Source organism: Kitasatospora sp. NPDC101157 (genome assembly GCF_044768255.1).
Lineage (GTDB): Bacteria > Actinomycetota > Actinomycetes > Streptomycetales > Streptomycetaceae > Kitasatospora.
On sequence record NZ_JBIWPL010000005.1, the window covers coordinates 74,975 to 97,013 of the forward strand.

The 22,039-nt window shown below is 72.8% G+C and carries 22 protein-coding genes; 12 read left to right on the top strand and 10 right to left on the bottom strand.

The features are described from left to right. The first annotated feature begins 1 nt into the window (after position 1). Both ACIRVF_RS12800 and ACIRVF_RS12805 read left to right on the top strand, forming a co-directional pair. The gene (locus ACIRVF_RS12800; RefSeq protein ID WP_402816325.1) at positions 2 to 1,009 is read left to right on the top strand and encodes an ABC transporter ATP-binding protein; all 1,008 of its coding nucleotides are present in this window, start codon (positions 2 to 4) and stop codon (positions 1,007 to 1,009) included. Next, positions 1,009 to 1,986 (top strand): ABC transporter ATP-binding protein, encoded by a 978-nt coding sequence (locus ACIRVF_RS12805; protein WP_402816326.1) that lies wholly within the window; start codon positions 1,009 to 1,011, stop codon positions 1,984 to 1,986. Before ACIRVF_RS12800 ends, ACIRVF_RS12805 begins: the two co-directional genes overlap by 1 nt. A gap of 382 nt (positions 1,987 to 2,368) precedes the next feature. Here ACIRVF_RS12805 and ACIRVF_RS12810 read toward each other — a convergent pair whose 3' ends face one another. Beyond that, positions 2,369 to 2,746: a YrdB family protein gene (locus tag ACIRVF_RS12810; RefSeq protein WP_402816327.1), complete on the bottom strand. Its 378-nt coding sequence runs from the start codon at positions 2,744 to 2,746 to the stop codon at positions 2,369 to 2,371. Positions 2,747 to 2,897: 151 nt separating this feature from the next. Between ACIRVF_RS12810 and ACIRVF_RS12815 the strand changes: the two genes are divergently transcribed. Continuing rightward, a complete protein-coding gene (locus tag ACIRVF_RS12815) occupies positions 2,898 to 4,070 on the top strand; it encodes an aminotransferase class V-fold PLP-dependent enzyme (protein WP_402816328.1) in 1,173 nt (390 codons plus the stop codon). On the opposite strand, the gene ACIRVF_RS12820 is transcribed toward ACIRVF_RS12815, so the two are convergent. Together ACIRVF_RS12820 and ACIRVF_RS12825 are read right to left on the bottom strand one after the other, a co-directional pair. After that, positions 4,067 to 4,411 carry an ArsR/SmtB family transcription factor gene (locus tag ACIRVF_RS12820; RefSeq protein WP_402816329.1) on the bottom strand — a complete coding sequence of 115 codons (345 nt, stop codon included), beginning with the start codon at positions 4,409 to 4,411 and terminating at the stop codon, positions 4,067 to 4,069. The two genes, ACIRVF_RS12815 and ACIRVF_RS12820, sit on opposite strands and share 4 nt — an antisense overlap. Before the next feature lie 29 nt (positions 4,412 to 4,440). Then, complete coding sequence (locus tag ACIRVF_RS12825; RefSeq protein WP_030286200.1) at positions 4,441 to 4,815, bottom strand: hypothetical protein; 375 nt, start codon at positions 4,813 to 4,815, stop codon at positions 4,441 to 4,443. 261 nt (positions 4,816 to 5,076) lie between these two features. On the opposite strand from ACIRVF_RS12825, the gene ACIRVF_RS12830 reads away from it, so the two are divergent. Next, the gene (locus ACIRVF_RS12830; RefSeq protein WP_402816826.1) at positions 5,077 to 7,932 is read left to right on the top strand and encodes a DEAD/DEAH box helicase; all 2,856 of its coding nucleotides are present in this window, start codon (positions 5,077 to 5,079) and stop codon (positions 7,930 to 7,932) included. Positions 7,933 to 8,005: 73 nt separating this feature from the next. On the opposite strand, the gene ACIRVF_RS12835 is transcribed toward ACIRVF_RS12830, so the two are convergent. From ACIRVF_RS12835 to ACIRVF_RS12845, 3 genes are all read right to left on the bottom strand, one after another. Next, complete coding sequence (locus tag ACIRVF_RS12835) at positions 8,006 to 8,908, bottom strand: 5'-3' exonuclease H3TH domain-containing protein (protein ID WP_402816828.1); 903 nt, start codon at positions 8,906 to 8,908, stop codon at positions 8,006 to 8,008. Between the two features lie 59 nt (positions 8,909 to 8,967). Continuing rightward, entirely contained in the window at positions 8,968 to 10,041 is a 1,074-nt protein-coding gene (locus tag ACIRVF_RS12840) for a cation diffusion facilitator family transporter (protein WP_402816330.1), read from the bottom strand. 164 nt (positions 10,042 to 10,205) lie between these two features. Next, a complete protein-coding gene (locus ACIRVF_RS12845; protein ID WP_402816331.1) occupies positions 10,206 to 10,934 on the bottom strand; it encodes a gamma-glutamyl-gamma-aminobutyrate hydrolase family protein in 729 nt (242 codons plus the stop codon). Between the two features lie 155 nt (positions 10,935 to 11,089). On the opposite strand from ACIRVF_RS12845, the gene ACIRVF_RS12850 reads away from it, so the two are divergent. The 3 genes from ACIRVF_RS12850 to ACIRVF_RS12860 all read left to right on the top strand — a co-directional run bounded on the left by ACIRVF_RS12850 (position 11,090) and on the right by ACIRVF_RS12860 (position 14,689). Continuing rightward, positions 11,090 to 12,475: a glutamine synthetase family protein gene (locus tag ACIRVF_RS12850; protein ID WP_402816332.1), complete on the top strand. Its 1,386-nt coding sequence runs from the start codon at positions 11,090 to 11,092 to the stop codon at positions 12,473 to 12,475. A gap of 107 nt (positions 12,476 to 12,582) precedes the next feature. Beyond that, complete coding sequence (locus ACIRVF_RS12855) at positions 12,583 to 13,398, top strand: 3-oxoacyl-ACP reductase (RefSeq protein WP_402816333.1); 816 nt, start codon at positions 12,583 to 12,585, stop codon at positions 13,396 to 13,398. Between the two features lie 133 nt (positions 13,399 to 13,531). After that, the gene (locus tag ACIRVF_RS12860) at positions 13,532 to 14,689 is read left to right on the top strand and encodes a DUF2510 domain-containing protein (RefSeq protein WP_402816334.1); all 1,158 of its coding nucleotides are present in this window, start codon (positions 13,532 to 13,534) and stop codon (positions 14,687 to 14,689) included. A 132-nt stretch (positions 14,690 to 14,821) separates the two neighbouring features. On the opposite strand, the gene ACIRVF_RS12865 is transcribed toward ACIRVF_RS12860, so the two are convergent. From ACIRVF_RS12865 to ACIRVF_RS12875, 3 genes are all read right to left on the bottom strand, one after another. Further along, positions 14,822 to 15,742, bottom strand: a complete 921-nt coding sequence (locus ACIRVF_RS12865) for a lytic polysaccharide monooxygenase (protein WP_402816335.1) — start codon at positions 15,740 to 15,742, stop codon at positions 14,822 to 14,824. Positions 15,743 to 15,989: 247 nt separating this feature from the next. Beyond that, positions 15,990 to 16,403 carry a hypothetical protein gene (locus tag ACIRVF_RS12870; protein ID WP_402816336.1) on the bottom strand — a complete coding sequence of 138 codons (414 nt, stop codon included), beginning with the start codon at positions 16,401 to 16,403 and terminating at the stop codon, positions 15,990 to 15,992. 60 nt (positions 16,404 to 16,463) lie between these two features. Further along, the gene (locus ACIRVF_RS12875; RefSeq protein WP_402816337.1) at positions 16,464 to 17,675 is read right to left on the bottom strand and encodes an amino acid deaminase/aldolase; all 1,212 of its coding nucleotides are present in this window, start codon (positions 17,673 to 17,675) and stop codon (positions 16,464 to 16,466) included. A 91-nt stretch (positions 17,676 to 17,766) separates the two neighbouring features. Between ACIRVF_RS12875 and ACIRVF_RS12880 the strand changes: the two genes are divergently transcribed. Next, positions 17,767 to 18,540, top strand: coding sequence for an SseB family protein (locus ACIRVF_RS12880; protein WP_402816338.1), 774 nt, complete (start codon positions 17,767 to 17,769; stop codon positions 18,538 to 18,540). Positions 18,541 to 18,598: 58 nt separating this feature from the next. Here ACIRVF_RS12880 and ACIRVF_RS12885 read toward each other — a convergent pair whose 3' ends face one another. Further along, positions 18,599 to 18,976 carry a DUF1844 domain-containing protein gene (locus ACIRVF_RS12885; protein ID WP_270148261.1) on the bottom strand — a complete coding sequence of 126 codons (378 nt, stop codon included), beginning with the start codon at positions 18,974 to 18,976 and terminating at the stop codon, positions 18,599 to 18,601. Positions 18,977 to 19,473: 497 nt separating this feature from the next. On the opposite strand from ACIRVF_RS12885, the gene infC reads away from it, so the two are divergent. From infC to ACIRVF_RS12905, 4 genes are all read left to right on the top strand, one after another. Then, entirely contained in the window at positions 19,474 to 20,214 is a 741-nt protein-coding gene (gene infC / locus ACIRVF_RS12890; protein WP_402816830.1) for a translation initiation factor IF-3, read from the top strand. Between the two features lie 139 nt (positions 20,215 to 20,353). Continuing rightward, complete coding sequence (rpmI, locus tag ACIRVF_RS12895; RefSeq protein WP_153460093.1) at positions 20,354 to 20,548, top strand: 50S ribosomal protein L35; 195 nt, start codon at positions 20,354 to 20,356, stop codon at positions 20,546 to 20,548. Between the two features lie 109 nt (positions 20,549 to 20,657). Further along, positions 20,658 to 21,053, top strand: coding sequence for a 50S ribosomal protein L20 (gene rplT / locus ACIRVF_RS12900; protein ID WP_030055649.1), 396 nt, complete (start codon positions 20,658 to 20,660; stop codon positions 21,051 to 21,053). Between the two features lie 118 nt (positions 21,054 to 21,171). Beyond that, positions 21,172 to 22,038 (top strand): RNA methyltransferase, encoded by an 867-nt coding sequence (locus tag ACIRVF_RS12905; protein WP_030286229.1) that lies wholly within the window; start codon positions 21,172 to 21,174, stop codon positions 22,036 to 22,038. Position 22,039 lies beyond the last annotated feature (1 nt).

Consider the following 22,039-nt stretch of genomic DNA (forward strand, 5'->3'; position numbering starts at 1 on the left):
GATGGCCGTCCTGTTGGAGGTCGAGGACCTCAAGGTCACCTTCGACACCCCGCGCGGCACCGTCCGGGCCGTGGACGGCATCTCCTTCGCCGTCGAGGCCGGGCGCACCCTCGGGCTGGTCGGCGAGTCCGGCAGCGGGAAGTCGGTCACCTCGCTGGCCGTCATGGGACTGCACCCGGGCGCCGCCGTCAGCGGCTCGATCCGGCTGCACGGACAGGAGTTGACCGGGCTGGGGGAGCGGGAGCTGGGCGCCGTCCGGGGCCGGCGGATCGCGATGATCTTCCAGGACCCGCTGTCCAGCCTGCACCCCTTCTACACCGTCGGCGAACAGATCGCCGAGCACTACCGGGTGCACTTCCGGGCCGGTCGGAAGGCCGGACGGGCCAAGGCGATCGAGATGCTCGCCGAGGTCGGCATCCCGGAACCGGCCCGCCGGGTCGACGAGTACCCGCACCAGTTCTCCGGCGGGATGCGCCAGCGCGTCATGATCGCCATGGCGCTCGCCTGCGAACCCGACCTGCTGATCGCCGACGAGCCCACCACCGCCCTGGACGTCACCGTCCAGGCCCAGATCCTCGACCTGATCGCCCGGATCCAGCAGGACCGCGGCCTCGGTGTCGTGATGATCACCCACGACCTGGGCGTGGTCGCCCGGGTCGCCCACGAGGTGCTGGTCATGTACGGCGGCCGGGCGGCCGAACAGGCCCCGGCGGAACGGCTGTTCGCCGCGCCCGTGCACCCGTACACCCGCGGCCTGCTGGACTCGCTGCCGCGACTGGACGACACCGACGACGCCCCGCTGCGGGCCATCCCCGGCAGCCCGCCGTCCCTGCTCGCCCCCGCCCCCGGCTGCTCCTTCGCGCCACGCTGCGCCCGCACCACCGCCGCGTCCGCCGAGGAGCACGCCCGCTGCCTGGCCGAGCGCCCGCCGCTCGACCGCTTCGGCCCGCCGGCCGCCGGCCACCTGGCCGCCTGCCATCTGCCCCTGGTGCCGGAAGGGATCGTCTGATGGCCGAACCACTGCTCTCCGTACGGGACTTGGTGAAGACGTTCGCCGGACGACGCGGGCGCACCGGCCGGGCCGGTGCCCCGATCCGGGCCGTGGACGGGGTGAGCTTCGACCTCGGCGCGGGTGAGACGCTGGGCCTGGTCGGCGAATCCGGCTGCGGCAAGTCCACCACCGGGCGGATGATCGTCCGGCTGCTCGACCCGACCTCGGGCACCGTCACCTTCGACGGCACCGAGATCGGCGGCCTCTCCCAGGTCAGGCTGCGCCCGCACCGGCGGCACCTCCAGATGGTCTTCCAGGACCCGTACTCCTCGCTCAACCCCCGGCAGACGGTGGCCCGGATCATCTCCGAACCGCTGCTCGTCCAGGGCGCGGGCGCCGAGGAGGCACGTCAACGGGCCGGTGAACTCATGGAGTTGGTCGGGCTGATCCCCGAACACCTCGACCGCTACCCGCACGAGTTCTCCGGCGGCCAGGCGCAGCGGATCGGCATCGCCCGCTCGCTGGCCACCTCGCCGAAGCTGGTGATCGCGGACGAGCCGGTCTCCGCGCTGGACGTCTCCGTCCAGGCCCAAGTGGTCAACCTGATGGAGCAGTTGCAGCGGGAACTGGGTCTGGCGTACGTGTTCATCGCGCACGACCTCTCGGTGGTCAAGCGGGTCTGCGACCGGGTCGCGGTGATGTACCTGGGCCGGATCGTGGAGATCGGCGACAAGGCGGAGGTCTACGGCAACCCGGCGCACCCGTACACCCGGGCGCTGCTGTCCGCCGTCCCGCTGCCGGACCCGGCGGCCGAACGGGCCCGGGAGCGGATCGTGCTGCTCGGCGACCCGCCGAGTCCGGCCGACCCGCCCACCGGGTGCGGCTTCCACCCGCGCTGCCCGAAGGCGCAGCAGCGCTGCCGGACGGAGCGGCCACTGCTGGAGGTCGTCGGTACGGGCGGCCGCCAGGCGGCCTGCCACTTCCCCGAGGCCTGAGAGCCCCTGCGGGCCCGTAGCGCCCGCCACGAGCCCCCGGTCGGACGCGGTGGGGAGCCGCACGAGGGCCGCAGTCCGACCGGGCACCACTGTCGGGGTTCCGCTACTGCTCCTCGTGCGGCAGCAGCAGCCGGGCCCCGGCCCCTCGGCGGGCCGTCCGCCCAGTTCGGCGGCCGGCGCTGGGCGTACGTCCTGCTGCTGCTCGCCGCGCCGGCGCTGTTCGTCGCGGGCGGCGGGATCGGACCGGCCTTCCCGCACCTGAGCGTCGCCGCGATGCGCAGCAGCGACGACCCGGCGGAGGGCGGCAAGGCCGCGCCGGCGATCAACACCGCGGGAGCCGGCCGGGATCCGGAGCCCTTGCCGTGCGTCCGCGGCGCGTCGGTCAGTTCGCGGTGTACTCCACGGCCACGCTGACCACCACCAGTACCGCGAAGACCACCGCCAGGGTGGACCGGCCGGAGGCGTGCAGCGCGAGCGCCGCCGTCTCCAGGACCAGCACCTTGAGCGCGATCTCCACTCCCAGCGGCGGGCGGAACTTCGGCCCGCCCGCGGCCAGGAACAGGCCCCAGACGGTGGCCGCCAGGGCGGGCGCGCCGATCCCCAGCAGCAGCCGCACGGCCGGCGTGGAGCCGGTCCTGAAACCCCAGTAGCAGAGCGCCGCCAGCATGGCGAGTTCCAGCCCGAAGGCGAGGCCCGCGTTGGCCGCCGTCAGCGGGGTCCACTGACGCCGGCCGACCGGGCCCGGTCTCGCGATCTTCATCCCCGTGCTCTCCCCGTCCCGCCGAGCCGCCCGGGCCGGGCGGCGGTTGTGGGGAGTGTCCCAGTCCGGCCCGGGCGGACTCAACGGATCGTCCGACCGCGGCCGCTAGAGTATTTATGAAATGTCACACATCACCATGGGGAGGCCGTCAGTGACCGAGGACCTGAGCAGCGTTGAAGCCCCCGTCCCGCTGCCGGCCGCCGAGGGCCTGTTCAGCGTCTCGCCGCACGCCGCGCACCTGAACCACGGCTCGTTCGGCGCCGTACCGCTCCCGGTCCAGCGCGCCCAGGAGGCGCTGCGCGCCGAACACGAGCGGGACCCGGACCTCTTCTTCGCCGACCTGCCGGACCGGATCGCCGCGGCCCGGCGGCGGATCGCCGCGGACCTGGCCACCGACCCGGACCGGCTGGCGATGGTCTCCAACGTCACCGAGGCGGCCGCGATCGCCCTGGACAGCATCCCCTTCGCCCCCGGCGACCGGATCCTGGTCACCGACCACGGCTACGGCGCCGTCACCCAGGCCGCCGCCCGCAGGGCCGCCGAGGCCGGCGCCGAACTGGTGGTGGCCGAGCTGCCGGTGGACGCCCCGGACGAGCGGGCCGTCCGGGAGGCGGTGCTCGCCGCGGTGGACGGGCGCACCACCGTCGCGGTCCTGGACCGGATCACCTCGCCCACCGCCCGTGCGGTCGCCTCCCCGGCCCTGGTCGCCGAGCTGCGCGAGCGCGGGGTGACCACGCTGGTCGACGGCGCCCACGCGCCCGGCATGCTGCCCGACCCGGTCGACCCGAACGCCGACTTCTGGTTCGGCAACCTGCACAAGTGGGCCTTCGCCCCGCGGGCCACCGGCGTGCTGTCCGTCCGCCCCGAGTGGACGGCGCGGGTGCGCCCGCTCGCGCTGTCCTGGGAGCACCACCGGGGCTTCCCGTACAGCGTCGAGTGGCGCGGCACCTGCGACTACACCCCCTGGCTGGCCGCTCCGGCCGGCTTCGAGCTGCTGCGCGAACTGGGCACGGAGGCGGTCGCCGCGCACAACTCCTCGCTCGCCGCGTACGGTCAGCGGGCGCTGGTCGAGCGCGCGGGCCTGCGGGCGCTGCCCGCGACGCCCGGGGTGTGGATGCGCTCCGTACGGCTGCCGGAGGGCCGGTTCGAGACCGAGGAGTCCGCCCGGGCGCTGGTGGCCGGGGTCTGGCAGCGGCTCGGCGTCCGCGTGGCGGTCCGGCCGTGGGCCGGCGGCGGGGTGCTGCGGGTCAGCGCCCAGCTGTACAACCGGGCGGCGGAGTACGAACGGCTCGCGGACGGCCTGGCGGAGGTTCTGAAGAACTAGGGTCCGTCCTGGTCGCCGGCCGCCCGCAGCTCCGCGAGCAGGACGTCCCGGTCGGCGAGCAGCCCGGTGAGGATCCGCCGGGCTGCCCGCAGCAGGTCGGTGACGTCGCCGCCGGCCAGCGCGTAGACCACCGTGCTGCCCTCCCGGGTGGCGGTGACGATGCCGGACCGGCGCAGCACCGCGAGCTGCTGGGACAGGCTGGAGGGCTCGACCCCCAGCTCGGCGAGCAGACCGCGGACGGGCGTCGGTCCGGCCTGGAGCAGCTCCAGCACCCGGATCCGGACGGGATGGCCGAGCATCCGGAAGAACTCGGCCTTCGCCTGGTAGATCGCTACCGTCACGAGGCCCCCCTTCCCTGGTGTCGGCGGGCTCAGATCTCCAGCGAGAGTTCGATCCGCTTCAGCTGGTGGCGGGCCATCGCGAGGTTGGAGCGGCTGCGGTTGAGGGCGAGGAACAGGAACAGGCCCCGCCCGCTGGGCGTCGTGATCGGCCGGACCAGGTGGTACTGGTTGGTCAGGCTGATCAGGATGTCCTCGATCTCGTTGTCGTGCAGGTTGAGCATCTCCATCGCCCGCATCTTGGCGCGGACCACGTCCGTGTTGCCGGCCGCGGCGACGTTGAGGTCCATCTCGCCGCCGTCGCCGAGGCTGCCGAGGGCCATCCCGCTGCCGTAGTCGACCAGGGCGACGCCGATCGCGCCGTCGATCGCCATGGCTTCCTTGAGGGACATCTCCAGGTTCGCCATCGTGGCTGTCCTCCCGTGAGTCGGTGACCGGGGCACCCGTGGGTGCCGTGGTCACCGAAGGTAGGGAGCTATCCCCGCGTTCCACCGCAGATGACCGGAGACGTTCGGATCTGGTTCCCTCCTGATCAGTTGAAGACATTTGCAACTATGGATCTGGGAGAGGAGTGATCTCCTCGCGCGGAAAACGGTGCTATCGATGTCACTCCACCCGGGTAACCTCTCGCTGAGATGCGAGATCACACCAACCACACCCGGACGGCGATGAACACCCCCGATCCAGAGCCCCAGGAAGACCGGGAGCTCAGCCCCGCCGAGGCGTACGCGGCCAGCCGTCGACGGGCCAAGGAGCAGGCCTCCGCCCTGTACGGCTTCCAGCAGCTGTACGACTTCCCGCTGGACGACTTCCAGTTGGAGGCCTGCGAGACGCTGGAGGCCGGATCGGGAGTGCTGGTCGCCGCCCCCACCGGCTCCGGGAAGACCATCGTCGGCGAGTTCGCCGTGCACCTGGCCCTCGCAGCGGGCCGCAAGTGCTTCTACACCACGCCGATCAAGGCGCTGTCGAACCAGAAGTACGGCGACCTGGTCAAGCGCTACGGCGCCGCCAAGGTCGGCCTGCTCACCGGCGACAACACCGTCAACGGCGACGCCCCCGTGGTGGTCATGACCACCGAGGTGCTGCGCAACATGCTCTACGCGGGCTCCAGCACGCTCGACGGCCTCGGCTACGTCGTCATGGACGAGGTGCACTACCTCGCCGACCGCTTCCGCGGCGCCGTGTGGGAGGAGGTCATCATCCACCTCCCCGAGTCGGTCACCCTCGTCTCGCTCTCCGCGACCGTCTCCAACGCCGAGGAGTTCGGCGACTGGCTGGACACCGTCCGCGGCGGTACCAAGGTGATCGTCTCCGAGACCCGCCCGGTGCCGCTGTGGCAGCACGTGATGGCCGGCAACCGGATGTACGACCTGTTCGCCAACCCCGACCGGGACGGCCGCCCCAAGAACAGCCTCAAGAACCCCGGCAAGGCCGTCAACCCGGAGCTGGTCCGGCTCGCCCGCTCCGAGCTCGACCGCAACCCGCGCGACCGCTTCGGCCGCGGCCGGGGCCGCTCGATGCCCAACGGCCGTCCCGGCCGGGTCTGGACGCCGGGCCGGGTCGACGTCATCGACCGGCTCGACGCCGAGGGCCTGCTGCCCGCGATCACCTTCATCTTCAGCCGGGCCGGCTGCGAGGCCGCCGTCCAGCAGTGCCTGAGCTCCGGCCTGCGCCTCAACAAGGACGCCGACCGCGCCCTGGTCCGCGCCATCGTCGAGGAGCGCTGCGCCGACATCCCCGACGAGGACCTGCACGTCCTCGGCTACTTCGAGTGGCTGGACGGGCTGGAGCGCGGCATCGCCGCCCATCACGCCGGGATGCTGCCGCGGTTCAAGGAGGTCGTCGAGGAGCTCTTCGTGAAGGGCCTGGTCAAGGCCGTCTTCGCGACCGAGACCCTGGCCCTCGGCATCAACATGCCCGCCCGCTCGGTGGTCATGGAGAAGCTGGTCAAGTGGAACGGCGAGACCCACGCCGACATCACCCCCGGCGAGTACACCCAGCTCACCGGCCGGGCCGGGCGGCGCGGCATCGACGTCGAGGGCCACGCCGTGGTGCTCTGGCAGCGCGGCCTCGACCCGGAGGCCCTGGCCGGCCTGGCGGGCACCCGCACCTACCCGCTCAAGTCCTCGTTCCGGCCGTCGTACAACATGGCCGTCAACCTGGTCTCCCAGTTCGGCCGGCACCGCTCGCGCGAGCTGCTGGAAACCTCCTTCGCCCAGTTCCAGGCGGACCGCTCGGTGGTCGGCATCGCCCGCCAGGTGCAGCGCAACGAGGAGGGACTGGAGGGCTACCGCGAGTCGATGACCTGCCACCTCGGCGACTTCGACGAGTACATGGAGCTGCGCCGCCGGCTCAAGGACCGCGAGAACGAGCTGGCCCGCGAGGGCACCAGCCAGCGCCGGGCCGCCGCCGTCGAGTCGATCGAGCAGCTCAAGCCGGGCGACGTCATCCACGTTCCCACCGGCAAGTTCGCCGGCCTCGCGCTGGTCCTCGACCCGGGGCTGCCGCCGGTCAGCCGCTCCGGCCGGGGCGGCCCGCGCCACCCCGACTTCCAGGACGGCCCGCGCCCGGTGGTGCTCACCGCCGAACGGCAGGTCAAGCGGCTCGCGATGATCGACTTCCCGCACCCGGTCGCCGCGATCGAGCGGGTGCGCATCCCCAAGTCCTTCAACCCGCGCAGCCCCCAGTCGCGGCGCGACCTCGCCTCCGCGCTGCGCACCAAGGCCGGCCACCTCGAACCCGAGCGGTTCCGGCGCGGCCGCGCGGCCGCCGCCGACGACCCGGAGATCACCCGGCTGCGCACCGAACTGCGCCGGCACCCGTGCCACGGCTGCACCGACCGCGAGGACCACGCCCGCTGGGCCGAGCGCTACCACCGGCTGCACCGCGACACCGAACTGCTGGAACGCCGGATGCGCTCCCGCACCCACACCATCGCCCGCACCTTCGACCGGGTCTGCGCGCTGCTCACCGACCTGGGCTACCTCCAGGGCGACACCGTCACCGACGACGGCAAGCGCCTCGGGCGGCTCTACGGCGAACTCGACCTGCTCGCCTCCGAGTGCATCCGTGAGGGCGTTTGGAGCGGTCTGGCCGCCGCCGAACTCGCCGCCTGCGCTTCGGCGTTGGTCTACGAGTCGCGCCAGTCCGACGACGCCGGCGCCCCCCGGGTGCCGGAGGGCGCGGCCAAGGAGGCGCTCGGCCAGATGGTCCGCATCTGGGGCCACCTCGACGCCCTGGAGGAGCAGCACCGGATCAACACCGCCGAGGGCGTCGGCCAGCGCGAACCCGACCTCGGCTTCGCCTGGGCCGCCTACCGCTGGGCCCTCGGCCACAACCTGGACCAGGTCCTGCGCGACGCCGACATGCCGGCCGGCGACTTCGTCCGCTGGACCAAGCAGCTCATCGACGTCCTCGGCCAGATCCAGGACGCCGCCGCCCAGGACCCCGAACTCCGCAGGACCGCCCGCAAAGCCGTCGACGGCCTCCGCCGCGGCATCATCGCCTACTCCTCCGTGGGCTGAGCCCCACCCGCCCCCACATGTGAAGGGGCCCGCGCGTTCGTGTCGAACGCGCGGGCCCGACGGACGCCCGGGCTCAGCGGGTGGCGAGGGACTCCAGGAGGCGGTCGAGGGAGGTGCCGAGGCCCCAGCGGGTGGCGAGGTGTTCGAGGGTCATCGGGTCCAACGGCTCGCGGGGGAGGGCGGGGTCGAAGTCGGGGAGGGGCGCGTCGGTGGCGACGCGGACGACGGTGGGGGCGACGTCGAGGTAGGCGGCACCCTCGACGATGTTGCGGCGGCGGGCCGGGGTGAGCTTGGAGCCCACGTCCAGGGCGGCGGCGCGGATGGCGGCGAGGTCGCCGTACTCGTTGATCAGCTGGGCGGCGGTCTTCTCACCGATGCCCTTGACGCCGGGCAGGCCGTCGGACGGGTCGCCGCGCAGGGCGGCCATGTCGGCGTACTGGGCGCCGCGCACGCCGTACTTCTCCAGCAGCAGGGCGTCGTCGGTGGTCTGCAGGTTGCCCATGCCCTTGACCGGGTAGAGCACGGTGATCTGCCGTGCGTCGTCGACCAGTTGGAAGAGGTCGCGGTCGCCGGTGACGATCTGCACCGGGCCCTTGGCGCGGGCGGTCAGGGTGCCGATGACGTCGTCGGCCTCGTAGCCCGGGGAGCCGACCCGGGCGATGCCGAGGGCGTCGAGCACCTGCTCGATCACCGGGACCTGCGGGGCGAGGGTGTCCGGCACCTCCTCCTCGCCGTCGACGGCCGCCTCGGCGACCCGGTGGGTCTTGTAGGAGGGGACGAGGTCCACCCGCCACTGGGGGCGCCAGTCGGCGTCCATGCAGGCGACGAGTTCGTCGGGCCGGTGGTCGTGGACCAGCCGGGCGATGAAGTCCAGCAGGCCGCGGACGGCGTTGACCGGCTCACCCTGCGGCGAGCGCAGGGTGTCCGGTACGCCGAAGTAGGCCCGGAAGTACAGGCTGGCGGAGTCGAGCAGCATCAGTCGCGGTGCGGTCACGCCTCAGATCATGCCGCACCGCGCCGACGGAGGCCCGGTTCTCAGTGCTCGTGCGGTCCGGCGCGGTGCACCGGGCCGTGCGCGTCGGCGCAGTGTTCGGCCGGGGGCTCGCCGGGGCCGGCGATCTGCAGCAGCGCGCCCGTCTCGTCCTCGCCGACGTGGTCGACCTGGAGGGTGCTGTGGGTGATGCCGTACTCCGCGGCCAGCCGGCGCTGCAGTTCGCGCCGGACGGCGTGGCAGTCGCCGCCGGGGGTGACCAGGATGTGTGCGGACAGGGCCGGCTGGTTGGAGGTGATCTCCCAGATGTGCAGGTCGTGGATCTCCTCGACCAGCGGCTGGGTGACCAGCCGGTCGGCCACCGCGTCCGGGTCGATCCCGGCGGGGGCGGCCTCCAGGAAGATCCGCCCGGAGTCCCGGACCAGCCCGGTGCCCGCCTTGAGCATCAGCGCGACCACGATCAGCGAGGCGATGGCGTCCGCCCGGACGAAGCCGGTGGTCAGCATGACCACACCGGCCACGGCGGTGGCGATGAAGGCGTAGAGGTCGGTGAGCACGTGCTGGAAGGCGCCCTCGACGTTCAGCGAGCTGCGGTTGGCCTTCGACATGCACCAGGCGGCGGCGAGGTTGACCACGATCCCCACCAGCGCGGTGACCAGCACGAGCGAGCCGGTGACCTCGGGCGGCTCGATCAGCCGGGTGACCGCCTCGTAGCCGAGCCAGGCCGACAGCACCAGCAGGGTCACGCCGTTGGCCTGCGCGGAGAGGATCTCGGCGCGCTTGAGCCCGTACGTGTAACCGCCGCGGGCCGGGCGGGCGGCGAGCCGCATGGCGACCAGGGCGAGCACGATCGAGGCGGCGTCGGTGAGCATGTGCGCCGCGTCGGAGATCAGGGCCAGCGACCGGGCGGCGAAGCCCACCACGACCTCGCCGGCCATGAAGACGACGATCAGGGCGAGGGCGGTGACCAGCCAGCGGCGGTCGGCATCCGCGGCGACGCCGTGCGAGTGCCCGCCGTGACCCCCGTGCCCGTGCCCGTGGCTGTGGTTGTGGCTGCGGCCGGGCGCGTTCTGGTGGTCATGCGCATGATCATCGTGGGAATGCTCGTGCCCGGCCATCGAAGTCCTCTCTGGACGCACGGGTGGGAGGTGGCGGGCGCGATCGCCCCGCACTCGAAGTGAACCGCAGAATCGACAAAGATCCAAAGGCTGTACTGGTGACCGTTGTCGTTGCCGCTCAACCGAGCGCCGCGGCCCTGCTCAACCGAGCGCCGCGGCCCCGCTCAGCCGAGCGCCACCGCGTCCAGCGCCGCCGCGGTGGCGGCCTGGACGAGGGCCCGCATCACCCGCAGGTCGCCGCCCTGTTCCGGGTGCCACTGCACCCCCACCGTGAACCCCGGCCCCTCGACGGCCTCCACCGTTCCGTCCGGGGCGAGGGCGCTCACCCGCAGGCCCGCGCCGAGCCGGCCCACCGCCTGGTGGTGGAAGGTCGGCACCTCCAGCTCGCTCTCCGGCAGCAGCCCGCCCACCAGCGTCCCGGGCACCGGCCGCACCACGTGGGCGCCGTAGCAGCCCGGCGAACCGCCGTGGACGTCGACCTCCACGACGTCCGGCAGGTGCTGCACCAGCGTCCCGCCGCACACCACGTTGAGCACCTGCATCCCCCGGCAGATGCCCAGCACCGGCATCCCGGCCGCCAGGGCGCCGCGCAGCAGGGCGACCTCCCAGACGTCCCGCTCCGGCGAGGACACGTCGGTCAACGGGTGGGCCGGCTCCCCGTAGTAGGCCGGGTCGATGTCCGGCCCGCCGGCGATCACGAGGGCGTCGAGCCGCGCGAGCACCTCGGGCGCGCGCTCGGGGGCGTCCGGCGGCAGCAGGACGGCGATGCCGCCGGACGCCTGGACGTACGCGGTGTACCGCTCCGGCAACAGGGCGACGCGACGGCCCCGCCAGTCGCTCCAACTCGCGTCCACCAGATAGGTGCTGACACCGATGAAAGGCCTGCGATCCATGGCGGGCATTCTCCTCCCGCACCGTCTGATGTCCCGTCAATCACGCGCGTCGGCGCGCCACACCAGCCCGCCCTCTTCCGCCCCGCGAGCCGCAGGCCGTACGGTTCGCTGTGACCGCTTGATCTCGAAGAGTGATCGAGGAGGAGGGTTCCGGCATGCCCGAGAACACCGCCGCGGGATCGCGGCCCCGGCCGCCACTGACCCTGGACGAGCTGCGCACCCTGGTGGACGCGGGCGAGGTGCACACCGTCGCGCTCGCCTTCACCGACATGCAGGGCCGCCTGCAGGGGAAACGGTTCGCCGCCCGCTTCTTCCTCGACGAGGTGGCGGAGAACGGCGCCGAGGCCTGCGACTACCTGCTGGCCGTGGACGTGGACCTCAACACCGTGGACGGCTACGCCTTCTCCTCCTGGGCCACCGGCTACGGCGACTTCGCGATGCGCCCCGACCTCGGCACCCTGCGGCTTACCCCCTGGCAGCCCGGCACCGCCCAGGTCACCGCCGACCTGGCCCGGCACGGCGGCCACCCCGTGGACGCCGCCCCGCGGCAGCTGCTGCGCCGCCAGATCGCCCGGCTCGCCGAGTACGGCCTGGCCGCGGACATCGGCACCGAACTGGAGTTCCTGGTCTTCCGGGACACCTACGAGCAGGCCTGGCTGGGCGGTTACCGCGGCCTGACCCCGGCCAACCTCTACAACGTCGATTACTCGATGCTCGGCACCGCCCGGGTCGAGCCGCTGCTGTCCCGGATCCGCAACGAGATGGCCGGCGCCGGGCTGACCGTCGAGTCCGCCAAGGGCGAGTGCAACCTCGGCCAGCACGAGATCGCCTTCCGCTACGCCGACGCCCTCACCACCTGCGACCAGCACAGCGTCTACAAGACCGGCGCCAAGGAGATCGCCGCCCAACAGGGCTGCGCGCTCACCTTCATGGCCAAGTACGACGAGCGCGAGGGCAACAGCTGCCACATCCACCTGTCGCTGCGCGACGCGGTCGGCGCCCCCGCCTTCGCCGACCGGGACGGCCGGATGACCGACACCATGCGGCACTTCCTGGCCGGACAGCTCGTCGCACTGCGCGAGTTCAGCCTGCTGTACGCGCCGAACATCAACTCCTACAAGCGCTACCGCCCAGGATCCTTCGCCCCGACGGCCGTCGCCTGGGGCCGGGACAACCGCACCTGCGCCTACCGGGTGGTCGGCCACGGCCCGGGCCTGCGGATGGAGAACCGGGTGCCCGGCGGCGACGTCAACCCGTACCTCGCGGTGGCCGGGATGATCGCGGCCGGCCTGCACGGCCTGCAGCACAAGCTCGACCTGCCCACGCCCTGCCTGGGCAACGCCTACGCGGTCGAGGAGTACCCCCGGGTGCCCGGATCGCTGCGCGAGGCCGCCGAGTTGTGGGAGGGCAGTGAGCTGGCCCGGACGGCCTTCGGCGACGACGTGGTCGAGCACTACCTCAACATGGCCCGGGTCGAGCAGGCCGCCTACGACGGGGCCGTCACCGACTGGGAGCGCTACCGGTCCTTCGAACGGCTGTGAGGCGTGAGCGACTCGGGGCAGCGCCGTCCGCCACCCCGCCACCTCGCCACCCCGCCACTTCACCGAGGCCGAGAACGTCTTCATCCACAGCGAGGAGTGACAGTCCGATGAGCGCCAGTCCGACGAGCGCCAGTCCGACGAGTGGCAACGACCTCGTCTGCCGCCGCCTGGTCGGCCGTACCGCCGTGGTCACCGGCGCGGGCAGCGGGATCGGCCTGGCGGCCGCCCGCCGGCTCGCCTCCGAGGGCGCCAAGGTGGTCTGCGCGGACCTGGACGAGGGGACCGGTCGGGCGGCCGCCAAGGAGGTGGGCGGGCTGTTCGTGCACACCGACGTCACCGACCCGTACATGGTCGAGGCGCTGTTCGACGAGGCGTACGAGACCTACGGCAGCGTGGACGTCGCCTTCAACAACGCGGGCATCTCGCCGCCGGAGGACGGCTCGGTCCTGACCACCGGCCTGGACGCCTGGCACAAGGTCCAGGAGGTCAACCTGACCTCGGTCTTCCTGTGCTGCAAGGCCGCGCTGCCCTACATGCGCCGGCACGGGCGCGGCTCGATCATCAACACCGCCGGCTTCGTGGCCCGGATGGGCGCGGCCACCTCGCAGATCTCGTACACCGCCTCCAAGGGCGGGGTGCTGGCGATGTCCCGCGAGCTGGGCGTGCAGTTCGCCCGGGAGGGGATCCGGGTGAACGCGCTGTCGCCCGGGCCGGTGGACACCCCGCTGCTGCGCGAGCTGTTCGCCGAGGACCCGGAGCGGGCGGCCCGCCGGCTGGTGCACATCCCGCTCGGCCGGTTCGCCAGGGCCGAGGAGATCGCCGCCGCGGTGGCCTTCCTGGCGAGCGACGACTCCTCGTTCATCACCGCGAGCGAGTTCCTGGTGGACGGCGGCATCTCCGGGGCGTACGTCACCCCGCTGTAGGAGTCGGCGTGGGGGCGCCACCGGGGGCCGAGCCGGGCCGTCGGGGGCTTCTCACCGTAATCTCATCGAAAACCCGAGGAATCCCCGGCTGCGCTGATTTCGCGTTTATCCGGCTACCTTTAGATTCTTTGCTGTGAGTGAGCAGATCCCCGCCGGGTGGTACCCGGACCCGAAGAACACCGGCGACCCGAGACCGCAGCGCTGGTGGGACGGCAAGGGCTGGACGTCCGACACCCGGCCCGCACCCTCGGACGCCCCGCAGCCGGAGTCCCCGGCCGCCGCGGCCCCGGGGCCGGGGACGGCGGAACAGCCCAGGGTGCTGGAGGGCGAGGTCCTGGACAGCGGGCCGACGGTCCGCTACCCGGAGCCCCCGCCCTTCGGCACCGCGTACGGCGCTCCCGGCGGCCCGCCACGCAAGGCCCGGCGCAAGCCCTCCCGGCTGGTCGTGGCCACCGCCGTGGCCGCCGTGCTGGGGCTGGGCGCCGGCTCGGGGATCACCTACCTGGTGATGGACGGGAAGCACGACGGCGGCTCGCAGCGCAGCGCTGCCCGGCCCCAGCCGGCGCCGAACGACGGCGGCGACGGGCCGTTCGGCTTCCCGGGCCTCGGTGGCGGCAAGGGCAAGGGCGGTGGGACCGGCGGCGGTGGGAACGGCGGTGGCAGCGGCAAGGCCAGGCCGGGCGCCAACAAGGCGATCGACATGGTGAACGGCCTCACCCTGCCGGTGCCCTCCGGCTGGCAGGCCGGCACCACCGACGACGGCTACGCCGCGCTGACCGTGGGCGACTACAAGTGCCCGGACGGCTCCGACAAGTGCACCCTCGGCGGCGTGAACACCGGCCGGATCGACGGCGGCGGCACGGACGCCCAGGCGGCGGCGAAGGCCGACATCGACAAGGCCGCCAAGGCCGCCTACGGCGACATCACCGGGCACCAGGAGCTCAGGTCCGAGGCCGTGAAGGTCAACGGCCAGGACGGCTACCTGGTCCGCTGGAAGGTCGACGCCGCCAAGGGCAACAACGGCTACGTGGAGACCGTGGTCTTCCCGTCCAGCGACGGCAAGAACCTGGTCTCGGTGCACTTCGGCTTCGACATCGCCGACAAGGCGCCGGACGTCGGGGTGATGGACACCATCGTCAAGGGCATCGCCGACTTCAAGGGCAAGATCCCGGGCCTCCCGGGGATGCCGGGCACGCCGGGCTCCGGCGGTTCCGGTGCCGGTTCCGGCTCCGGCGGCGGTTCGGGCTCCGGTGGCAGCAGCCCCGACGGCTCCGGCACCGAGAGCACCTGAGCCCTCCGCTCCTCACACCGCGACGGCCCACCCGGGAGGAAGATCCTCCCGGGTGGGCCGTCTCCGTTCGTCAGGGAGGCACGGAACCGGACCGGACGGGGGTGGGCCGGCCCGGCCCCGCGTCGTCCGGCGTCAGGAGTCGCGTCGAACAGCCTCGACGCGACGGCGCCGGAGCACCATGCCGGCCCAGCCGACGCCGAGCGCGGCGGCACCGGCGAGCAGCAGCGGGCCGGCGGCGGAGGTGCCGGCCACGGCCGCGGAACTGGTCGGGAGCGGCTGCCCGGCCGGGGCGTTCGGGTCCCCGCCGTGGCCGTGGTGGGCGACCGTCGACTTGGAGGCGTCGGCGGCGATCCGGGCGTCGTCGGGGGCGGCCGGGGCGGCGAGCGAGGAGAGGGCCGGGGTCCCGGCGGCTCCGGGCGTGCCGAAGTCGACGTCGGAGCAGCTGTAGAAGGCCTCCGGGCTGTCGCTGCGCTGCCAGATCGTGTAGAGCAGCTGGCGGCCGGTGCGCTGCGGCAGGGTGCCCGAGTAGGTGTAGTACCCGTTGACCGCGGTGCGGTCGACCTGCACCTGGGCCACCGGGGTCGGGTCGAGGTCGGACCACTTCAGCGGCTTGGTGGGGTCGTAGCCCGGCTTGGTGATGTAGACGGTCTGGGTGCCCACGTGCGGCGCGGTGGTGCGGAACTGGAAGGTGAACCTGCCCGCGCCGACCGGGGTGGCCGGCCAGTCGGTGCGCGGCCAGTCCAGGGCCGCGTACTTGTCGCGGTTGGCCGAGCAGAGCCGGCCGTCCGGGATCAGCGCCTGGTGGTTGCCGTTGGCGTTGGCGATGTTGACCTCGTTCCAGTCGTACAGCGGCTGGGTGCCGCCGGTGGCGACGAGGTCCTTGCAGACCTGGGACACCGGGTGCTCGGGGCCCTCGGCGTAGCAGGCGGCGACCCGGCTGACCGGGCCGGTCATGGTGCCGTGGGCGCTCGCGGTGCCGGCGGTGGTCGCGGCCACCGCGAGGACCGCGGCGCCGACCACGCCGACGGACAGGGCGCTTCGCTTGATGGACATGGGGTGGGGACTCCTCGGCCGTCGTTCCGGGCGGGTGTGGGGGAGCGGACACGCCTGCCCGTTCGGGGGCCGCCGGCCCGGATCGCGGACCCCCGGCCAGAGCGTAGGATTGGTCTGGACCAGAAGGCAATAGTCGTGCGGTCAGCGGTTGTTGACGCAACATCGGCTCCGAACAGCGCAAAGGCCCGATGGAACACCCGGGTTAGGTGTTCCATCGGGCCCGCTTAAGGCTGTCGAAAGGTCGGGCTCAGAAGTTCAGGTTGCCGTTGATCGTCTCCGCCTGGACGACCTTTCCGCCCTGGATGACGTTGCCGCGGACCGTCATGTCCCTGAGCTCGTTGTGGACGACGGCGGCCGGCCGGGACGGCGCATCCGGCGTGAACTCGTCCAGGATCGCCCTGAGTCGGGCGACCGCCTCCGGGTCGTTCCGCAGCAGCCGGCGCAACCGCGCCTGCCACTCCGGCACATGGGCGTCGATGCTCTCCGGGTCCTCGGTGATCTCGGCCCGGATCTCGTCCAGCTCCTGCGCCACCTCCTCCTCCCGGCCCCGTCCGAACAGGGCGGCGACGCGCGGCTTGAGCTGTGCCCAGGCCTCGGTGGCCATCAGACCGACCACCGTGGTCGCGCCCCTGGTCGCAAGCTCCACCAACTCGGCTTCCATAACGCTCCCTCGTCGCTACCGCGTTGTCGACTCCACGGTAGGGCACGGTCCGACGGCCGGTCAGAGGAACGTCCTTCCCTCACCCCGGTAGGTGGGGACGCTCCGGACGACCCGGTCCCCCTCGATCAGGTGCAGTTCGGCGAAGCGCTCGCACAGCTCGCCCGCCTTGGCGTGCCGGAACCAGACCCGGTCACCGATCAGCAGGTCGTCGGCGGCCGGCCCGATCAGCGGGGTCTGCACCTCGCCCGCGCCCTCCATCGGGTCGTAGTGCAGCCCCGGCGGCAGGTACGGCACCGGCGAGCGGTCCGGCCCGGCGGCGCCGGAGGCCGGGTAGCCGCCGCCGAGCACCGTCACCACCCCGACCCCGGGGCGGCGCACCACCGGCTGGCCGAACAGCGCGGCCGGACGGCCCCGGAAGGAGCGGTAGTTGTCGAAGAGCCGCGGCGCGTAGAGCCCGGAACCGGCGGCGACCTCGGTGACGGCGCTCTCGGCCACGGTGGACTCCACGCTGCCGGTGCCGCCGCCGTTGACGAACTCCAGCTCGGCCACCTGCCGCAACCGCCGGACCACCGCCGCGCGCCGCTCGGCCAGCTCGGTCCGGGACCTCGCCTGCATCAGCCGGATCAGCTGGGAGCGCAGCGGCCGCCCCGGCACCCGGTCGCCCACCCCGGCGACGTGTCCCTCGTACGCCATCAGGCCGACCACCCGGAAGCCCCGGCGCCGCTGGACGAGTTCGGCGAAGGCGCCAAGCTCCTCCGGGGTGCGCAGCGGCGAGCGCCGCGCGCCCACCCGGACCCGCCCGCCGAGCAGGTGCAGCGCGGTGTCCAGCTCCAGGCAGACCCGCACCTCGGCGTCGCCGGAGCGGGCCTTGTCGATCAGGTCCAGCTGGGCCGGGTCGTCCAGCACGACGGTGACCCGGCGGGCCAGCTCGGGATCGGCCGTCAGCTCGGCGTAGCCGGCCCGGTCGGTGGAGGGGTAGGCGAGCAGCACGTCGCGCACACCGGTGCGGGCCAGCCAGAGCGACTCGTCCAGGGTGAAGCCCATCACCCCGGCGAAGCCCTCCACGGCCAGCACCCGTTCCAGCAGCGCCCGGCAGCGCAGCGACTTGCTGGCCACCCGGATCGGCTTTCCGCCCGCCCGGCGCACCAGGTCGGCGGCGTTGGCGTCGAAGGCGGCGAGGTCCACCACGGCCACCGGCCCGTCCAGGTGGGCGGTGGCCCGGTCGTACCGGTGCCGGTCGGATACCGGAGTGCGGGTTACGAGGATGACCATGCGCGCAGGGTGCCACAGGGGGCTACCGCTGGGTAGGGGGCGCGTGCGGGGAAATGGGGGCGGCGGTCCGAGGTGGCATAGGGTCGGCCGGGTGGACCGCAAAGACTTCTCCAACCCGGCGTTCGTCGGCAAGAGCATCCCGAATCCCGGCTTCTCCGACGACGACGGCACGGCGGACCCTGCGCTGACCGAGGCCCTCGCCCGCTGGTCGCAGGACCGCGCGGCCGAGCCGGAGGTGCTGGCGGCGCTGACCCCGACCCGGCTGATGGTGCCGATCGTCGCCATCCTCGGCGAGGTCGAGGTGGACGACCACGGGCACAAGCACGACAAGAGCAGCGACATGGCCGTCCCGGTGCTGGAGGCCCCGGACGGGCGCCGCGCGCTGCCGGCCTTCACCTCGCTGGAGTCGCTCACCCGCTGGCGGGCCGACGCCCGTCCGGCGCCGACGGCGGCCCCCCAGGCCGCGATGGTGGCCTTCTCCGAGCGCGCCGACACCCTGCTGATCGACCCGGCCGGGCCGGTGCCCTTCCTGCTGAGCGGTGCCCGGCTGCGGGCGCTGGCGGAGAACCGCCCGTACCTGCCGCCGGTGCGGGACCCGGAGGTGCGGGAGGCGGTCCGGGCGCTGCTGGCGGCCGAGCCGCAGGTGCTGAGCGGACTGCTGGCGCCGTCGGAGGACTCGGACGGGGTGCTCGCGGTGGTGTTCGACCCGGCGCTGGACCAGCCGGGGCTGCAGGAGGCCGCGCAGCGGGTCGGCCGGGCGGTGGCCGGGGACCCGGTGCTGCGGGTGCGGCTGGACCGGGGGCTGGACCTCGCGGTGCTGCCGGCGAGTGCGCAGCTGCCGGGGGAGCCGCTCTATCGCCGGTGAAGAAGCCAGCGGGCATCACCTACGAAATTTCGTAGGTGATGCCCGCTGGGAGAACGGCTCAGCTGTAGACCGGCCCGGTGAACTTCTCGCCCGGCCCCGCGCCCGGCGCGTCCGGCACCAGCGAGGCCTCGCGGAAGGCCAGCTGCAGCGAGCGCAGCCCGTCCCGCAGCGGGGCCGCGTGGAAGTTGCTGATCTCCGGGGCGCCCGCGGTGACGAGCCCGGCGAGCGCGGTGATCAGCTTGCGGGCCTCGTCGAGGTCCTTGTCCTTCTCGCCGCCCTCGGCCAGACCGCACTTGACCGCGGCCGCACTCATCAGGTGCACCGCGACGGTGGTGATCACCTCGACGGCCGGGACCTCGGCGATGTCGCGGGTGAGGTCGTCGAAGCCGATCGCGTCGTCGTCCGCGCCGGGGTTCTGGGTGGGCTCGCTGCTCAAGGGTGGCTCGTTCCGTCGTGCGGTGTGGGTACACGTGGAGCGTACAAGGGGGCCCCGGAGCCGCCGGGAGGGCAGTACGCCGCGAAACCGCCGCGCCGGGGCGGAATAGCGTTCGACCGCGCGACGCTGTAAGCTTCGAGACTGACCGGCCGGGATCCCGCATGGGCACCTGGCCAGCAAGTGGAGGCTCCACCACAGGAGGCCCGAGAGGGCAACCGCGAAAGTCTCCCACCTGATCGGCCTCACGGTCGACGGGTCCGGTCCGCGACGGGCGCCACGGCGCCGAGTCGCCCGCAGCGTCCCTCACCGGACGCCGCCCCCGGTTGTGTGGAGCCCCGCTTGTACCGAGCGGGGCTTTTTTCGTGTCGCGGTGCACATGGTGTCGAAACCAGCACCGGGCAGCGCAGCACGAATGAAGCCCCGCCCAGTGGTCGAGTCCACTACGTGCGACCGCCGTCCGACGGCCGCATCGCAGAAGGTGCAACCGAGGAGGCCCCATCAGCACCGAGCCCCGCATCAACGACCGGATTCGCGTCCCGGAGGTGCGACTCGTCGGTCCCAGCGGCGAGCAGGTCGGCATCGTGCCGCTTGCCAAGGCGCTGGAGCTCGCGCAGGAGTACGACCTCGACCTGGTCGAGGTCGCGGCGACCGCCCGGCCGCCGGTGTGCAAGCTCATGGACTACGGCAAGTTCAAGTACGAGTCGGCCATGAAGGCCCGTGAGGCGCGCAAGAACCAGGCGCACACGGTCATCAAGGAGATGAAGCTCCGGCCGAAGATCGACCCGCACGACTACGACACCAAGAAGGGTCACGTCGTCCGGTTCCTCAAGCAGGGTGACAAGGTCAAGATCACGATCATGTTCCGTGGTCGTGAGCAGTCCCGCCCCGAGCTGGGCTTCCGTCTGCTGCAGCGGCTCGCCGACGACGTCCAGGACCTGGGCTTCGTCGAGTCCTCGCCGAAGCAGGACGGCCGGAACATGATCATGGTTCTTGGCCCGCACAAGAAGAAGACCGAGGCGATGGCCGAGGCCCGCGCCCTCGCGGACGCCCGCAAGGCCGAGCGGCTGGGTCGGACCACCGGTTCCGACGCCGACGCCGCCGCCGCGGACGAGGACGTCGTGACCGAGGACGTCGCGACCGAGGACGCCGTGGCCGAGGCGCAGGACGCTCCGGCCGAGGCCGAGGCCCCCGAGGCCGAGGCTCCGGTCGAGCAGCCGGCCGCTCCCCAGGGCGCCTGAGCCGCGAGGCTCACGGCAGTCCGGGGTCGGCCCCCACGGTGACGGGGCACCCGCCCGGTCACCGCAGATCCATCCAGTTCACGCCCGCGTGGCGCAGGCCGCGCGGGCGTGAACGGGACCGACGAGGAGATACGGCGAAATGCCGAAGCAGAAGACGCACAGTGGCGCCAGCAAGCGCTTCAAGATCAGTGGCTCTGGCAAGGTGCTGCGCGAGCGCGCCGGCCGCCGCCACCTCCTGGAGCACAAGCCCTCGACGCTGACCCGCAAGCTGGCCGGGACGATCGAGATGGCCCCCGCTGACGCCAAGAAGATCAAGAAGCTTCTCGGCAAGTGATCGCCCTCCCGCCCGGCGCGAGCCGTGTGCGGGGCAGCTGATCCTTCCCGACCCATTCGAATGACGGACCACGTGAAGTAGTCCGTGGTCCAACCCAAGGAGTAATCAAGTGGCACGCGTCAAGCGGGCAGTCAACGCCCACAAGAAGCGCCGGGTCATCCTGGAGCGCGCCAGCGGCTACCGTGGCCAGCGCTCGCGCCTGTACCGCAAGGCCAAGGAGCAGGTCACCCACTCGCTGGTCTACAACTTCAACGACCGCAAGAAGCGCAAGGGCGACTTCCGTCAGCTGTGGATCCAGCGCATCAACGCTGCGGCCCGTGCCAACGGCATCACCTACAACCGCTTCGTGCAGGGCCTGAAGGCCGCCAGCGTCGAGATCGACCGCAAGATGCTGGCCGACCTGGCCGTCAACGACCCGGGTGCGTTCGCCTCCCTGGTCGAGGTCGCCCAGAAGGCGCTGCCGGCCGACGTGAACGCCCCGAAGGCTGCCGCCGACGCCGCCTGATCTTCCGAGATCGGTTGAGCTCCGACCGGACCCGCAGGCTCTCCTGCGGGTCCGGTTCTGCGTTCACCCTCAGCACCGCCAGAGTCAGACCGAGTCAGCGCCTCCAGAGAACGAGACCATGCCGAGCACCGAGACCCCCCTGCTCACCTCCCTGCGCTCGCCGCGCGTCGTCGCCGCCCGTCGGCTCGCCAAGCGGAACCAGCGCACCAAGGAGCGCCGCTTCCTGGCCGAGGGCCCGCAGGCCGTCCGGGAGGCCATCGCCTTCGGCAAGCTGCCGGGGACGGCCGAGCACGCCGTGGTCGAGGTGTACGTGGGCCTGGAGGCCGCCGAGCGGCACGCGGACATCGTCGAGGCCGCCCTGGCCGAGGGGCTGCCGGTGCTGACCGCCACCGACGAGGTGATCGCCGACATCTGCGACACGGTGACCCCGCAGGGGATCGTGGCGCTGTGCCGCTTCATCGACACCCCGTTCGCCGAGGTGCTCGCGGCCCGGCCGAAGCTGGTGGCGATCCTCGCCCACGTGCGCGACCCCGGGAACGCCGGCACCGTGCTGCGCACCGCCGACGCGGCCGGCGCGGACGCCGTGGTGCTCACCGACGCCTCGGTGGACCTGTACAACCCCAAGGCCGTCCGGGCCTCCGTCGGCAGCCTGTTCCACCTGCCGGTGGCGGTCGGCGTGCCGGTCGAGGAGGCGGTCGGGCAGCTGCGCGCGGCCGGGGTCCGGGTGCTCGCCGCGGACGGCGCGGGGGAGCGCGACCTCGATCAGGAGCTGGACGAGGGCACCCTGGGCGCGCCGGGCGCGTGGGTGTTCGGCAACGAGGCGTGGGGGCTCCCGGAGGAGACCCGCGCGCTCACCGACGAGGTCGTGCGCGTCCCGATCCACGGGCACGCGGAGAGCCTCAACCTGGCCACCGCCGCGGCCGTCTGCCTGTACGCCTCGGCCCGGGCGCAGCGCTCGCCCGGCGGCTGCCGCTCGAACGGCTGAC